Raw genomic sequence first — 15,018 nt, 5'->3', positions numbered from 1 at the left:
TCGCTCCTGCCGCTAGACGACAGCGGCAGGAGCACATGCGCCGGGCGCTCACGACATCGTCACGACCAGCTAAGCTCTTGAGCTCGTTGAGAGATGCCGAAGATGCTTGCTTTTTGACCCTCGCCTCATGTTAGAACGCGCGCGTCAGTTCGCCGCGCGCCGCTCGCGCATCATCCGAGGGCGCCGCTCCACCCTTCCATTCGCGGTTTCATCGGCCCAGCAGCCGATGAAATCCGCACAATCGGTTGATTGTTGAAGAGCGTCTTCAAGGGATCAATCAAGAGATCATCATGCCTGAAGTTATTTTCACCGGCCCCGCCGGCCGTCTCGAGGGCCGCTACCATCCGGCCAAGCAGAAGAACGCGCCGATCGCGATGGTCCTGCATCCGCATCCGCAGTTCCACGGCACGATGAATCATCAGATCATCTACCAGTGCTACTATGCGTTCGCGCATCGCGGCTTCTCGGTGCTGCGGTTCAATTTCCGCGGCGTCGGCCGCAGCCAGGGCTCGTTCGACCACGGCACCGGCGAATTGTCGGACGCGGCCGCGGCGCTCGACTGGGCGCAGACCATCAATCCCGAAGCGCGCGCCTGCTGGGTTGCCGGCTTCTCCTTCGGCGCCTGGATCGGCATGCAGCTGTTGATGCGGCGCCCGGAGGTCGAGGGCTTCATCTCGATCGCGCCGCCCGCCAACCTCTACGACTTCTCGTTCCTCGCGCCCTGCCCGTCCTCGGGCCTGATCGTGCATGGCGAGAAGGATGCGGTGGTGCCGCCCAAGGACGTCAACACGCTGGTCGAGAAGCTGAAGACGCAGAAGGGCATCGTGATCGACCAGCAGGTCATCCCCGGCGCCAACCACTTCTTCGACGCCAAGCTCGAGCCGCTGATGGAAACCATCACCGCCTATCTCGACATGCGGCTTGCCAACGTACGCTGAGGGGCACCGCTCAAGCCAGCTTGAGCGCAACGATTCCCAACAAAACGAGCGCGATGCCCGCAAGCTTCATCGCGCTCAAGGTCTCGCCGAACAGCACGACGCCCATGATAAAGGTGCCGGCGGCGCCGATGCCGGTCCACACCGAATAGGCGACGCCGACCTCGAGCACCTTCAAGGCACGCCCGAGCAGGGCAACGAAGGCTGCGAGCAGCACGAGCGAGACGATGCTCCATCCAGCGCGCGAATAGCCCTCCGCATATTTCATCGAGATCGCCCAACCGACATCAAGTGCGCCGGCGATCACCAGCATCAGCCAGGCCAGGGATTGCGACATCGGCGTGGGCTCAGGCCGCAAGCTTGAGCAGATGCGCGTCGTGGCGCACGAGGAAGGCGCGCAGCAATTGCGGGTAGTCCGCGCCCACCGCAGTACGGACGCTCGGACGCTTTGTCAGCTCGGCGCGCCACGCCCGAACCTTCGGTAGATCCTTGAAGATGCCGTGCTCGGTCAGTTCGTCGAACAGATCGAAATAGCGGAAGATCGGCGCGAACACCGCATCGACCAGGTTGAACGCCTCGCCTGCGAAATAAGGCCCCGCCACGAGCGCGGCTTCCATGCGCGCGAATTTGGCCGCAAGCGCCTGGCGTTTGCTTTCGAATGTCGCAGGATCAGTCGTGGTCTCCAGCCCCCAGAGATCGCCGAGAATCGCCGAGCCGAACTCCATCCACGCCCGGTGCTCGGCACGCTCGAGCGCATCAGCCGGATGCAGTTTTCGGCCGCCTTGCGTCTCCTCGATGTATTCGCAGATCACGTTGCTCTCGAACAGCGCGACCTCGCCCTTGTCGGTCGCGACCACCAGCACCGGCACCTTGCTGAGCGGAGACAGCTTCAGGAACCAGTCGGGCTTGTTGGCGAGGTCGATGTCGATGCGTTCGAACGCGACGCCCTTCTCGTTGAGCGCGATCACGGCGCGCTGCACATAGGGGCAAAGCTTGTGGCTGATCAGTTTCAGTGACGCAGTCATGGCCTTCCTCGCAATTAATGCATCTGCATGAATTGTTCATGCAATTGCATACATGTCAAGGATTCAGATAAGCGTCCCTATGGCCCGGACCCGTCACTTCATCGCGGCCGTATCGCCGTCGATCAGTTCGGCAACACTGTCGTGCAAGGCCTTGTTGTCGATCACAAAAAACAAGCCGCCGCGACCGTTCTGGCTTCTCTCGCAACCTGGCGGATTCAATGCTCCCTGCTGATTCAGATCGCCAAAGATAACGTAGCTGTGACCGCCCGCGCTCGAGACCCCGATCTTTGCGTGGTTGGACGGCGCATTCAGCTTGATCGGCTGATCTTTCCATCCGCCGGTCAACGCGATGGCCACCGGCCCAGGTTTCTTGTCCAACTCGAACGGCTCCAGGCACTTCACCTTCGAATTCTTGTTGGTGGAAGGAATTTTGGGTTTGGTCCACCACGTCGCGCTTCGCTCTGCGGTGCCGTTGAGGACCGCCGATACGAACTCCCAGGGAGGTGCGGTAAGGCTCGCCGTCTTGGCAATCAGGATGACTTTGGTCGACAGATCCTGGCGGGTGAAGAAATCTCCCGTCGCGGTGCTCGGCTTTTTCTTCTTCGGAAGTTCACCGAGTTCGCCGACCAGTTCCTGAACATCATCCGGACCGCCATTTCGAACGATCTGCTTCTTGGTCGGATCGGTCGCCACGCCCGCCGCCTTCAGCCCCTTGAGAACCTCGACCAGATCGTCCTTGGTCAGCTTGAGCGCAAAGAAATGCTGGCTGGCCAGCAGATTGTTGTTGCTGCTGATGCATCCAAGAGTGTTGCCGGCCTTTCGAACGATGCGGTGGCTGCCCGAACCCGGCCACGACGGCGTCGAAACCTGCATGATAAAGCCCTCGCCTGCATCGTTCCAGGCGAGCAACCCCTTGGAATGGCCCCATGGTGAGTTGGCCGATTTGATCGGATCGCCGTAGAACTGATCGTTCCAGATCAGGTAGAAGAAACTACCGTTGTAGACCTGATCGAAGGTGGCGCCGACCGGATCGGTGGTCGTGGCGCCGACGCAGCCCTTACCCTGGCTCAATTTGCTTGCGCTGCTGCTCGCGAACGCGAACTGCTGTCCGAAGCGATCCTTTGCCCGTACTTTGCCGCCGAAGATGCAGGCACGCGGTCCCTCGACGGGACCGCAGCCAGCGAACGACTTCTGAGCATTGAACTTGAAAGTGAACCACCAATCGACTGGTTGACCGCCCTTTTCAAGCAACGGACGCGGCACGTCCTCAACGCACCAAGCCGAACCACCGGCGACTGTGAGCACAAGGCCCAGGAGAAGCTTGATCATCCGGAGCCGCAACGGCCGCCACCCCCCCGGAGCACGCGCTTCAGCCGGCCTCATTTTTTCTGCGTCCCGTCCGGCGCTCCGCCCATGCCCTCTGCAGGGGAAATCGAGCTCTTCCTGCTTCTCGGCCGTCGGGGCTCGGCATCGGCTCCGCTTTCCTCTCCAAGCTTTTTATCAACTTCGCCAGGCGACCCATCGCCGGCCTGCTTCTTCGGGAGCGCGGCTGTTTTTCCAACTTGCTGCTTCGGGTTCAGATCGGAGTTGTCCCTTGGGAATATCGCGGCCACGATGCGCTCGATCGTATTGAACAAGAAGTCGGTGCTGTAGCCTGCAACGAAACCGAGCGCGGCTGAGCTCAAATGCAGCGTGTCCCCGCTATCACTGTCGACGAGATAGTCGACAAACAATATGATCGCGCCGCCGGATATTGCGCCCAACAGCACGCGATTGAAGTATTCCGGCTTGCGCCGCAAGTCGAAGCAACGCTGATAGATGAAATAGTGCGCCGATCGCAGCAGATAGGCGCAGGAGCCGAGGGCGCCGTAGCCCCAGGGCAGAAGTATCTGCGCCAGGTTCCGCTGCCAAGCATAACGCGTCGTGTCTGCATCTAGACCCCAGTAGTAGACAAGGCATTCGCCGGTCAAGATCGCTGCCGCGATAACAATCGCGACGAGGGAAAACCGCCGCGCAAATCGCAGGGCAGGAGAATTGCCGATCAGACGATTCCACCACGTCTCTGATTCATCCGAGATCGACGTGATAGCCCGCGTCGCATCAAGCGTCTCCGCAGTAACCGGACTCGCAAAAGCCGCGAGCCGATAATAGGCGCGCTCGAAATCATTCCAGTCGGCCGCCGAAATGCTGCGCTCCGGTCGCGGCGCTGATCCATCGCCTGTGGCCAATATCCCAAGCTTGATGGCGACCCCCTGGATCACCTCAACGGCATCGAGCGGCACCGCCTCGCCGCCCGCGGATTGGAAACCCGTGCTCAGCACATATTCGGACAGCGACAATGCACCGTTGATTTGGCCGCGCGTGTAGCTGCTTTCGAGCGTGACGACGCCTTGGGACTGAATAGCGCCCTGCGCCGGCGAATTGTCTTCCGACATGGGAAATCTCCGCCACCCAATAATGCACTTTTGAAATTCCTCAATCCTAAATTGAAAAATTCTGCAAGTCTAGCGAGTATCTTTTTCCCGAGCGCACCAGCCTCGTTGCGGTGATCTACGGAATAGCGCGCATGCGCCCGCCCGCTCAGGGCCGCGCGATCACCCCGCCCGTCATTGGCATTGGCACGCCCGTGGTAGCGGGATACGACAACGGCAGGCCCTTCAAGCCGCGGGCAGCCAGGAAGCCGAAGGCCTGCGCCTCGATGGCGTCGGAGGCCCAGCCGACTGTTTCGGCGGCCTCGACGGTGGCGGACCCGACGCGCTCCCGCAGCATCTGCAGCATGGTCCGGTTGCGGGCGCCGCCGCCGCAAACGATCCAGCTCCGCGGCCTGCGAGGCAGCAGCGGGACGATGCGGGCGATCGCCGCCGCAGTGAAGGCGGTCAGCGTTGCGGCGCCGTCGGCGGGCGGGACATCGCCGAGCTTCAGCGCGGCAAAATCGTTGCGGTCGAGCGATTTCGGCGGCGGGCTTGCGAAGAACGGCAACTGCAGCGCCCGCGCGATCCAGGCTTCGTCCGCCTTGCCGAGGGCTGCGAACTTTCCGTCCGCGTCGAACGCCTGGTTCATGGTGCGGTACATGAAATCGTCGAGCAGCGCGTTGCCGGGGCCGGTATCGCAGGCAATCAGCGTGTCGTTGCCGTCGATATAGGTGATGTTGGAGACGCCGCCGATATTGACGACAACGATCGGCCCTTCGCGCTCCAGCGAATGGACGAGCGCGCGGTGGTAGACCGGCACGAATGGCGCGCCCTGGCCGCCGGCCTCGACGTCGGCGGCACGGAAATCATGCATCACCGGGATATGGATCGCCTTGGCCAGCGCCGGGGCATCGCCGATCTGCACCGTCAGTCGCTTCTCGGGGCGGTGCAGCACGGTCTGGCCGTGGAAGCCGACGATGTCGATGTCTTCCGGTTTCATCCGGTTCTGGGCGACGAAGGCGGCGACCGCCTCGGCATGCGCGAGCGTCACCGCGCGTTCGGCCTCGGCCAGAACTCCCGGCCGGGCATCGCGCTGCGGCAGGTGCACGGCCTCGCTCAGCGCCTGACGCAGCAGGTTGCGCTCCGCCGGGCTATAAGGCCGGTAGCCGGACGGCCCGAATGCCTTCACCTGCTTTCCGTCGGTTTCGATCAGCGCGACATCCACCCCGTCCAGCGAGGTGCCGCTCATCAAACCGAGTGCCGTCAACATCATGGATCAGCGTCCTCAAGAGCCCCCTCCGGCATGCCGATCTTGTGCCAGAGGGATACATCTTATAATGCCACAGGCCAAAGTGGCGGGCAGCGACCGAGTTCCCACGGAAGACCCTTAAATTGCTCCCAAAACAGTAAACCAAGAATTGTCAGGCGCGCCGACAAATGACTGCATTCAAATCGGATTTCCTCAACACGCTCCAGGAACGTGGATTCGTCCACCAGTGCTCCGATTTCGAGGGGCTGGATGCCCTTGCCGCCAAGGGCGAGGCGACGGCTTATGTCGGCTACGATTGCACCGCGCGCTCGCTGCACATCGGCAATTACCTGACCATGATGATGCTGCACTGGCTGCAGCAGTCCGGCAACAAGCCGATCACGCTGATGGGCGGCGGCACCACCATGGTCGGCGATCCCTCCGGCAAGGACGAGACGCGCGCGATCCGCTCCGTCGCCGAGATCGAGGCCAACAAGGAGTCGATCCGCGGTGTGTTCGCAAAAGTGCTGCGCTATGGCGAGGGCAAGAGCGACGCCATCATGCTCGACAATGCGGAGTGGCTGACAAAGCTCAACTACATCGAGATGCTGCGCGACGTCGGCCGGCACTTCTCGGTCAACCGCATGCTGACTATGGACTCGGTGCGGCTCCGCCTCGAACGCGAGCAGGAGATGAGCTTCATCGAGTTCAACTACATGATCTGCCAGGCCTACGACTTCGTCGAGCTCGCCAGGCGCACCGGCTGCAACTTGCAGATGGGCGGCTCCGACCAGTGGGGCAACATCATCATGGGCGTCGATCTCGGCCGCCGCATGGGCACTCATCAGCTGTTCGCGCTGACGACGCCGCTGCTGACGACGGCGTCGGGCGCGAAGATGGGCAAGACCGCTCAGGGCGCGGTCTGGCTCAACGCCGACCAGTTCTCGCCGTATGATTTCTGGCAGTACTGGCGCAACACCGAAGATGCCGACGTCGGCAAATTCCTCAAGCTGTTCACGACGCTGCCGATGAGCGAGATCAGGAAGCTCGAGGCGCTCGGAGGCTCCGAGATCAACGAGGCCAAGAAGGTACTCGCCACCGAGGCGACCGCGCTCCTGCATGGCCGCGACGCAGCGAACCAGGCGGCCGAGACCGCGCGCCGCACCTTCGAGGAAGGCGCGCTGGCCGAGAGCCTGCCGACCGTGGAAATTCCACGCGGCGAGTTCGACGCCGGCCTCGGCGTGCTCAATGCCTTCGTCAAGGCGGGCCTCGTTGCCTCCAATGGCGAAGCACGGCGCCAGATCAAGGGCGGCGGCCTGCGCGTCAACGACGAGCCCGTCACCGACGAGAAGATGGCGTTGTCGGCAGCCGACCTGACGCCGGAAGGCGTGATCAAGCTCTCGTTCGGCAAGAAGAAGCACATCCTCCTCAGGCCTGCATAGGCGTATGAGCTTTTCGCTGCTTGTCAGGGCGCGCTGAAGCGCGCTCCCTGATTGGCAATGGACCAGAACACGCGAGAGGAACAGTCCAAGCAAGCGACCGGGGAACGCGTCACGGCGACGCCGCAGGGCGTCGTGCGCACCGCGCTGGTGGTGCTCGCGCTGTGCTTCACACTCGCCGTGCTCGGCCGCGGCCTCAGCGAAAGCTTCACCGTCTTCCTGAAGCCGATCTCGGAAAACTTTGGCTGGGATCGCGCGCAGGTGGTCTCGATCTATTCGCTGACCTGGCTCGTCAGCGGACTGATGGCACCGTTGGTCGGGCGCCTGTTCGATCATTCCGGACCGCGCATCGTCTATGCACTCGGCCTGTTGCTGCTCGGCTCGGCCTTTCTGATCGCAAGCCAAGCGCAGGCGCTCTGGCAGTTCCAGCTCTCGATCGGGCTCTGCGTCGGCATCGGCGTCGCCTTCATCGGCAATGTGCCGAATTCGATCCTGCTCGGCCGCTGGTTCGGCCCAAAGCTGCCGACCGCGATGGCGGTGGTCTACTCGGCGATGGGTGGCGGCGTGCTGGCGCTGCTGCCGGCCTCGCAGCTTTTGATCGATCATCTCGGCTGGCGCGAGACCTACCAGCTGTTCGGCTTCGCCGCTCTCGGCCTGCTGGTGCCGCTCATGCTGCTGCCATGGCGGCTGTTCGCCTCGGGCTCGCCGCAGATCGCGAAGAAGACCGATCCGGATTTCGTCGATCACGGCTGGACCCTTCCGAGCGCGATGCGCCATCACGCCTTTTGGGCGCTGTTCTCGACCTTCTTCTTCACTTCGGTCGGCATGTATGCGATCGCCGCACAGATCGTGGCCTATCTGATCGATGCCGGCTTTCCACCGCTCCAGGCCGCGACGGCCTGGGGCTTCTCCGGCGTCGTGCTGGTGTTCGGCATGTTAGGGGTGTCAGCGCTCGACGGCCTGATCGGACGTCGGCCGTCGGTGCTGCTCAGCTACGCAATCTCGATCCTCGGCATCTTCCTGCTGTGGCTGTTGCAATACTCCGCCAATCTCCTCCTGCTCACCGGATTCGTGGTCTGCTTCGGCAGCATGATGGGCTCACGTGGACCGCTGATCACGGCGACCGCGATGAAGATCTTTGGGGGTAAGCGCGTCGGCACCATCTACGGCACCATCTCGATCGGCAGCGGGCTCGGCTCGGCTTTCGGCTCCTGGAGCGGCGGCCTGATCCATGACGCGACCCACGGCTACAACGCGCTGCTCGCCTTCGCGCTTGCGAGCGTGGTGCTCGGGATGATCCCGTTCCTGGTCGTGCCCGCCTTGCGGCGCTAGGTCTCCCGAAGGTAACCTGCGGACATTCGCGTCACCGGGAAATTACGGATGGGCACGACGCGAACAGCTGGAAAAGATGTGGATGGCGCGTGGCTGAAAGTCCCTGCTGCGGTGTTTTGTCCGACATGACAAAAATGTCAGCGCAAATTGCCCTTGGGCGGCTTGCAGGGCAGAACTGAATGCGGTCCTAGTCGCAAGCATTGGATGGAGGGCACAAACCAATGAACTTTCCCTATCTCGTTCGCTTTCAACCGGTTCTCTTGAGCCTGTTTCGCTTCATCACTGGACTCCTGTTGCTCCAGTACGGCATCGCCAAGCTGTTCAAGTTTCCGGTGCTTCCCTACTTCGCAAACATCCCGCCGATCATCTACGCAGCCGGTACGCTTGAGCTCGTGCTTGGCGCGCTGCTGATGATCGGCCTGTTCACCCGCCTCGCGGCGTTCATCCTGTCGGGTGAGATGGCTTTCGCCTACTTCATGGGCCACATGTTCAAGGGCGAGACGCCGGTGTTCCTGCCGCTGCTCAATGGTGGCACCGCGGCGATCCTGTTCTGCTTCGCCTGCCTCTATCTCTCGGCAGCCGGCGGCGGCTCGGTCAGCGCCGATGCCGCGATGGGCAAGGACTAGCGGCACAATCGGCGGCGCGTTCGCGCGGCGCTGAGGCGTCAGCAATTGATGCGAATAAAGGGGTGGCACCCGTACATTTACGGGTGCCATCTCAGCGCGAGCCCAGCACGTTCCAGACGAGGACGAGGACCGCGACCAGCAGCATCGACATGATGAAGCGGTGAACGAATCGGTTCATTGCCGCTCCCAACGGATTCGGTCGCCACTAAAGACCCACACAATTTTTCTCCGAGTTGACTTGCCAAGCGCCGACGCTGCGCATTTCCGTGTGGATGTTTGCGCATGCGGCTCGCGGACGCCGCTTGCGCGGCAGCCGTCGCACGCGTCCATTCATGATTGGTAAGAATTTCATGCTACCGACGCGAGCAACAATAACCATTCCGTCGAGGCCGTGATGAAGCTGCTGAGTCACCTCAAGATCCGCACCAAGCTCGCCAGCATGGTCTGTCTCTCGGCGCTCACGGTCACGGCCATCATCGGGGTGTCGTCCGTGCTCAGCAAGAGCCGCATGCTGGAGGACCGCGTCCAGCAGATGCGGACCGCGGTCGATATGCTCCACAACCTCGCCCAATCCCTTGAAGAGGAGGTCGGCGCCGGCAAGCTGTCGCAGGCCGAAGCGAAGATCCAGTTTCATCTGCGCGGTCGCCGCATGAGCTTCAATGGCGGCCAAGGCTATCCGGTGGTCTACAACGCCGATACGTCCCTCATCGTCAACGGCGCCAACCAGCAACTCGAAGGCAAGATCACCGGTGCGAAGGACTCCAATGGCGTCCTGATCGCCGACGCCATTATCAAGGCTGGCGCTGAGACCGCACAGGGCGGCGTGACCTCCTATCTCTATCCCCGCCCCGGCCAGACCGAGCCGGTCCGCAAGACCGTGTTCGCGCGCAAATTCGCGCCCTGGAACGCGACGATCAGCTACGGCCTCTATGTCGACGATATCGACGCCGACGTGCGAGCCTTGACGCTGGAGCTGGGGGCGATCGGCATCGGGTTGATGCTGCTGATGGCGACGCTGTCCTGGCTGATCGCGCGCGACGTGCTCGGCGCGCTCGACCGCCAGAAGAACCGCATGCAGGCCATTTCCGAAGGCGCCATCGACACGGCAGTCGAGGAGACCGGTCGCGGCGACGAGATCGGCCGCATGGCCGAGACCCTCGAAGTGCTCAGGCAGACCGCGCTGACGGCGCGTAAGCTGGAAGCCGAGCAGGTCGCCACCAAGACCCGCAGCGAGCAGGAGAAGCGCGAGGCTCTGATCTCGCTCGCCGATCGCTTCGATGCCTCCGTCGGCCAGCTCGTCGGCCTGATGGCCTCGGGATCCGGCGAGCTGGAGGTCACCGCCAAGTCGATGTCGTCGACCGCGGAAGGCACCAACCGACGCGCCGCCGTCGTCGGCTCGGCCGCCACCGAAGCCAGCCAGCGCGTCCAGACGGTCGCGGCCGCCGCCGAGGAGCTCTCCTCCTCCATCACCGAGATCAGCCGTCAGGTCGCGCAGTCCGCCGTGGTCACCGGCCGCGCCGTGGACAGCGCACGCCGCACCGACACCATCGTGCGTGCCCTCTCGGACGGCGCCCAGCAGATCGAGCACGTCGCCGAGCTGATCTCCAGCATCGCGGCGCAGACCAATCTGCTCGCGCTCAACGCCACCATCGAGGCCGCACGCGCCGGCGAAGCCGGACGCGGCTTTGCTGTCGTCGCCTCCGAGGTGAAGTCGCTGGCGAGCCAGACCGCGGAAGCCACCCGCGAGATCGGCGACAAGATCGCCCAGATCCAGGGCGCAACCAAGGAAGCGGTGGACGCCATCGGCGGCATCACCGCCACGATCGAGGAAGTCAGCCGGATCGCCACCTCGATCGGCGCCGCGATCGAGGAGCAAGGCGCCGCCACCGCCGAGATCGCTCGCAGCGTCTCGCAGACGGCCGAGGCGACCCAGGAAGTCACCACCAATATCGGTGGCGTCAGCACGGCAGCGAACGAGACCGGCAATGCCGCAGGCATGGTGCTCGCAGCTGCGTCAAACCTCTCCAAGCAGGCCGAACAGCTTTCCGGCGAAGTCGGGACCTTCCTGGCCGGCGTGCGCGCGGCGTAAACGGCCGGCATCAAACGCAGCACGTCGTCATGGCCGGGCTTGTCCCGCCATCCACGTTCTGCGCGCTTATGAAAGGAGCTCGGCAGCCTCGCCGCTATCGCCGCGCGAGGGTGCAGCCGCTCGAGAGCTGGCGCGTCGTTCCAGTCGAGCCATCGCTCGACTGCGACGGGAATTCCTCGAACGGCGAGTTCTGCTTGCCGGTGTTGAATTCGAATATCTTGCGGAACAGACCGGGCGCCATCGCCGAAATCGGATTGACGCGCATCACGGGCGCGGCCGGCGTGCCGACGACCTCGTAGGTCACGCCGATCAATCCTTCATTGTTGCCGCCGCCGAGGAAGATGCCGAACAACGGGATCTGGCCGAAGATGTTGTTGACGCCATACATCGGCACGAAGGTGCCGCTCATGCAGACCTGATTGCCGGGAAAGTCGATCGAGCCCTCGATGGTGGCGCCGATCATCGGCCCCTTGACCACGCCGTCGCGGATCGTGAGCGCGCCGTTCTGCCGCGTGAACTCCGCGCGCAACGCCGTGAAGGCCACGCCGCTCTGCGCGCCGTTGGGGGCGCCCGCCGCGACGCGATCGAGTTGATCCATGCCCTTGACCGAGAAGTCGCGCACGTTGATCAGGCCTTCCCGCGTCGTAGGCTCTGACGTCGGCGGCTCCATGGCCACCACCATCTGGCCGCCGAAGACCTTGTTGGTGGTGTCTGTGAAGCGCAGGAAGTTGCCGGCATCGCTGGTCTGGAGATAGATCACCTCGCGGTTGCCCTGGGCGCGGCCGCCGCGCAAATCGGCGGCCACAGGCGTGTCTTTTCCGATCCTGCCGCTCAGCGTGAAGGCTTTGACCGCACCATTGCGCCGCGACATCTTGGCCTCGACGCTGCGCATCGCCTCGCCGTTGAAACCCATGACGGCGCCGAGCTTCACGTCCATGTCGAAATCGACGTTCTTCGTCTTGCTCTTGGCGTCGTCCTTGGAATTGCCTGAGATCGCCGATTTCAGAAAGCCGCGGCCGTCGAATACGTCGCCGCGCATGGTGCCCTTGACCACGCCGTCCTGGCTGCGCTCCACCTTCAGCGACGCCTTGTCGCCGTCGGACGGCGCGTAGGTCGGGAAGTTTGCGTTCATGAGATCGCCGTTGGCATCGACCTCGAGCGACCCCTTGATCGAGGCGCCGCCGCCTTCGATGACGATGTCCTCCAGACGCGTTGATTGCGCCGTCGGTACCACCTTGAAGCTGGCTTTGCCCGCTCTGCCCGGCAGCTTGACCCAGCCGGGCAGGATGTTGTCGAGCTTGACCGAGGTCAGGTCGGCCTCGATGCCGAGCTTCGTCGTCTGGTCGGGCCCCCCGGCGATCTTGCCCGACAGCTTGATCGGCACCGATCCGCTGACGGCGGGACCCAGATCGAATCCGAGGCGCGCGCGGCTCGCATCGTCCAGCGTGGTCTGCAATTTGACGTCGGCATCGCCCTCGGCCGGCTTGCGGTAGTCGAGCGAGGCCGCCTGCCCGTTGATCTTGACGTCGCCCTTGACCTGATAGCCCTGGTTGCTCGCGACGATCTTGAGGTTGTTGGCCTCCAGCTTCTGGTTCATCACCAGCTTGTCGGCACCAAAACCATTGAGATCGGCAGTAACGCTGTAGGTGGTGTCGGCTTTGGTCAGCTCACCCTTGACCGGCAACCCAAGCTGGACGTTCGCCGAGAACGTCCCCTTGCTGGTGTTGGGATCGATGACGGTCGACGACAGATCGCTCAGGCGATCATTGGAAAGCATTTCGGCGGCCGCAGGCACCGGGCCTTCGACACGAAACCTGGTCCGCGACGGCGACGGCTTGGGCGCCATATCGGGCACCTCGAAGACGAAGTCGGAAATCGTGATCTTGCGGCCCGCTGGCGTATCGGCGATGCCTTGCCCGATATTCACCGTCGCAGTGCGCCCGGTCACGCGCGCCTTCAAATCGGCATCATGCACCACCGGCAGGCCATCGACGGGGCGAACCGTGACACCGCTCGCCACGATATTGACCGACAGCCCGTCGTCGGGAATGGGTGGGCCCTTGCGCGGAAGATTCTTCGTCGGTGAATTAACGCCGATCTCGATGCGCTGGAGCGTTCCACGCTCGATCCGCTCGATCACCCATTCGCGCAACTCAGGAACGACAAGCGTCGGCCACATCCGCTTGAGCGCGGAGGCCGACATCGGCGTTCCCGCAAAACCCAATGTCAGCCGCGGCTCGCCCGAATAATCGATGGCACCGGTGCCGGCGACGCCGATCTCTCCGTTGGAGATATCGGCCTGCGTCAACAGCAGCCTCTTGTGGTCGGTGTCGAAGCGGAAGCCGATCGCAATACGGTTGAAGACCAGCGGCGGCTCGTTGTCGATGCCGCCGAGCAGAATCGAACCGCCACTGAAACCGAGCTGCCAGTCGTTGACGGTGCCGTTGGGCGGCTCGACATGAGCCAGAAGCGTCAGGCGGTTCGCACCCGAGAGGACCTTGAACGGAGCGACCAGCACCCGCCGATTGGCGTCCCACTCGACATTGATCTCGGCCGAGTCGATCGCCATCGGATAGTCGGGCGTATCGGTGTCGATGATGTTGCCCGCACCGACCGCAATCTTGCCGCGAAAAAAGGTCGGCACGCCGTCGCGGCCGAGCTCGCCCTTGAGCTCGCCCGTCAGCGGCAGGTCGGCGGTGTAGGTGAGGTCCTTCACCCGCAGCGCCAGCAGGATGTTGGCGGTCGAGACCTTGTCGGCGCGGATATCGACCGAGCGCACGCCGTTCTCGGTGGGGCCGATCGTGGCACGCAACGACCACGGACGCGCGCCCTCCTCGCCGAGGCTAAGCGCGACGCCACCACGACTCGGTCGACGTAGGCTGAGCGTGATATTCTCAAACGTCCATTTGCTGCCGCGCTGCTGATCGTCGACGATCAGATTGCCGTTCTTCAGGCCGATCTCGTTGAGATTCTGGCCGTCGAGGCCGGTCATGCTCAGACTGTCGAGCCAGTCGAGACCCTGAAGAATGCCGGTCGGGGCGGTGGCCTGGGTCGTGGCTTGCGATGCGTCGGGGGTCGCAGGCCCGGTGCCGAATGGCGGCGGTGGGACACCGTTGCGCGGGAAAGTCGGCGGCAGCCCCGCGTCCCTCTTGGAGGCGACGCCGGTTGCGAGCGGCTTTGCGGTGTCGCCAGCCGATACCGTGACGGTGCCGTCAGGTGCGATCCGGATCGCGAGCTCGGCATCGACGAGGTTGAGGCTTTCGGCGCGCAGATGCCCCATCAGCAGGCCCGCGCCCGACAGCTTCACCTCGGCCTTCGGTGCGGTGGCGACAATGACGTGATCGTGGTCGCGCACGACGATATCACGGATGCGCACCGCGATGCGGACCCGCCCGGCCCGCTCGATCTGCGTGCCGCCGACCTCCACCGTGTTGCCGTGACCAATATTGTCCTCGATCGCGGCCGCGAGCCATGGCGTCGCAATGTCGAGATTGATGGGACCGGCGCCGAGCCGCCACCACAGCGCGCCGAAACAGCCGACGAAGATGACGATCAGGGCACCGACGACGACGGCCACGCGCCTCAGCCAGCGACCGCCGCCCAGCCAGCGGCGCAAGGGACCAAACCCGTCAGCGAATCGATGGAAGCCCGAATTGGAACGCGACAACAGCCGGCGCGCCCGATAGCCCGCCGCCGCTTCCTGATCCGGATCCCAATCGGCGTCGTCCCATTGCTGCTGCTCTGGTTGGCTGCCGCGCCGATCCGAATCCCGATTGTAATCCTGGGGCGACGTATTCCTTGCCATTGCCTCTCGATACAGGCGCCCGTCGTGGGATTGAGCGCCGCCGGGGCCGCAGCCGTCGACGGGAAGCGAAGCTTCCCGCGCCGGCATTGCCGCCATACCTCGAATAT

At 63.6% G+C, this 15,018-nt stretch carries 11 protein-coding genes; 5 read left to right on the top strand and 6 right to left on the bottom strand.

Going from position 1 to position 15,018, the window contains the following annotated elements; genetic code table 11:
- The first annotated feature begins 290 nt into the window (after positions 1-290).
- The gene (locus BRA1417_RS0122230) at positions 291-938 is read left to right on the top strand and encodes an alpha/beta hydrolase (protein ID WP_007591562.1); all 648 of its coding nucleotides are present in this window, start codon (positions 291-293) and stop codon (positions 936-938) included.
- 10 nt (positions 939-948) lie between these two features.
- Here the strand turns inward: BRA1417_RS0122230 and BRA1417_RS0122225 are convergent, their stop codons facing one another.
- The 5 genes from BRA1417_RS0122225 to BRA1417_RS0122205 form a co-directional block, all read right to left on the bottom strand.
- Positions 949-1,272: a multidrug efflux SMR transporter gene (locus BRA1417_RS0122225; RefSeq protein WP_027517714.1), complete on the bottom strand. Its 324-nt coding sequence runs from the start codon at positions 1,270-1,272 to the stop codon at positions 949-951.
- Positions 1,273-1,282: 10 nt separating this feature from the next.
- Entirely contained in the window at positions 1,283-1,960 is a 678-nt protein-coding gene (locus BRA1417_RS0122220) for a glutathione S-transferase family protein (protein ID WP_027517713.1), read from the bottom strand.
- A gap of 93 nt (positions 1,961-2,053) precedes the next feature.
- A complete protein-coding gene (locus BRA1417_RS0122215; protein WP_027517712.1) occupies positions 2,054-3,289 on the bottom strand; it encodes a deoxyribonuclease II family protein in 1,236 nt (411 codons plus the stop codon).
- Positions 3,290-3,339: 50 nt separating this feature from the next.
- The gene (locus BRA1417_RS0122210; protein WP_027517711.1) at positions 3,340-4,395 is read right to left on the bottom strand and encodes a hypothetical protein; all 1,056 of its coding nucleotides are present in this window, start codon (positions 4,393-4,395) and stop codon (positions 3,340-3,342) included.
- A gap of 145 nt (positions 4,396-4,540) precedes the next feature.
- The gene (locus BRA1417_RS0122205; protein WP_027517710.1) at positions 4,541-5,644 is read right to left on the bottom strand and encodes an anhydro-N-acetylmuramic acid kinase; all 1,104 of its coding nucleotides are present in this window, start codon (positions 5,642-5,644) and stop codon (positions 4,541-4,543) included.
- A gap of 164 nt (positions 5,645-5,808) precedes the next feature.
- On the opposite strand from BRA1417_RS0122205, the gene tyrS reads away from it, so the two are divergent.
- The 4 genes from tyrS to BRA1417_RS0122180 all read left to right on the top strand — a co-directional run bounded on the left by tyrS (position 5,809) and on the right by BRA1417_RS0122180 (position 11,106).
- Positions 5,809-7,062, top strand: a complete 1,254-nt coding sequence (tyrS, locus tag BRA1417_RS0122200; RefSeq protein WP_027517709.1) for a tyrosine--tRNA ligase — start codon at positions 5,809-5,811, stop codon at positions 7,060-7,062.
- A gap of 57 nt (positions 7,063-7,119) precedes the next feature.
- Entirely contained in the window at positions 7,120-8,391 is a 1,272-nt protein-coding gene (locus BRA1417_RS0122195; protein ID WP_027517708.1) for an MFS transporter, read from the top strand.
- A 221-nt stretch (positions 8,392-8,612) separates the two neighbouring features.
- Positions 8,613-9,017 (top strand): DoxX family protein, encoded by a 405-nt coding sequence (locus BRA1417_RS0122190; protein ID WP_007609771.1) that lies wholly within the window; start codon positions 8,613-8,615, stop codon positions 9,015-9,017.
- A 394-nt stretch (positions 9,018-9,411) separates the two neighbouring features.
- Positions 9,412-11,106, top strand: a complete 1,695-nt coding sequence (locus BRA1417_RS0122180) for a methyl-accepting chemotaxis protein (RefSeq protein ID WP_027517707.1) — start codon at positions 9,412-9,414, stop codon at positions 11,104-11,106.
- A 94-nt stretch (positions 11,107-11,200) separates the two neighbouring features.
- Here the strand turns inward: BRA1417_RS0122180 and BRA1417_RS0122175 are convergent, their stop codons facing one another.
- Positions 11,201-14,998, bottom strand: coding sequence for a DUF3971 domain-containing protein (locus BRA1417_RS0122175; protein ID WP_051448493.1), 3,798 nt, complete (start codon positions 14,996-14,998; stop codon positions 11,201-11,203).
- Between the last annotated feature and the right edge of the window lie 20 nt (positions 14,999-15,018).

This window comes from Bradyrhizobium sp. WSM1417, assembly GCF_000515415.1.
Taxonomy (GTDB): Bacteria; Pseudomonadota; Alphaproteobacteria; order Rhizobiales; family Xanthobacteraceae; genus Bradyrhizobium.
Note: the sequence above shows the minus strand (reverse complement) of the source record. Positions and strands in the feature narration are given on the sequence as shown.

Coding starts and splice junctions, on each gene's coding strand:
- tyrS (WP_027517709.1), top strand. CDS start 5,809: ATGACTGCATTCAAATCGGATTTCCTCAACACGCTCCAGGAACGTGGA.
- BRA1417_RS0122225 (WP_027517714.1), bottom strand. CDS start 1,272: ATGTCGCAATCCCTGGCCTGGCTGATGCTGGTGATCGCCGGCGCACTT.
- BRA1417_RS0122180 (WP_027517707.1), top strand. CDS start 9,412: ATGAAGCTGCTGAGTCACCTCAAGATCCGCACCAAGCTCGCCAGCATG.
- BRA1417_RS0122210 (WP_027517711.1), bottom strand. CDS start 4,395: ATGTCGGAAGACAATTCGCCGGCGCAGGGCGCTATTCAGTCCCAAGGC.
- BRA1417_RS0122215 (WP_027517712.1), bottom strand. CDS start 3,289: ATGATCAAGCTTCTCCTGGGCCTTGTGCTCACAGTCGCCGGTGGTTCG.
- BRA1417_RS0122230 (WP_007591562.1), top strand. CDS start 291: ATGCCTGAAGTTATTTTCACCGGCCCCGCCGGCCGTCTCGAGGGCCGC.
- BRA1417_RS0122175 (WP_051448493.1), bottom strand. CDS start 14,998: ATGCCGGCGCGGGAAGCTTCGCTTCCCGTCGACGGCTGCGGCCCCGGC.
- BRA1417_RS0122195 (WP_027517708.1), top strand. CDS start 7,120: ATGGACCAGAACACGCGAGAGGAACAGTCCAAGCAAGCGACCGGGGAA.
- BRA1417_RS0122220 (WP_027517713.1), bottom strand. CDS start 1,960: ATGACTGCGTCACTGAAACTGATCAGCCACAAGCTTTGCCCCTATGTG.
- BRA1417_RS0122205 (WP_027517710.1), bottom strand. CDS start 5,644: ATGATGTTGACGGCACTCGGTTTGATGAGCGGCACCTCGCTGGACGGG.
- BRA1417_RS0122190 (WP_007609771.1), top strand. CDS start 8,613: ATGAACTTTCCCTATCTCGTTCGCTTTCAACCGGTTCTCTTGAGCCTG.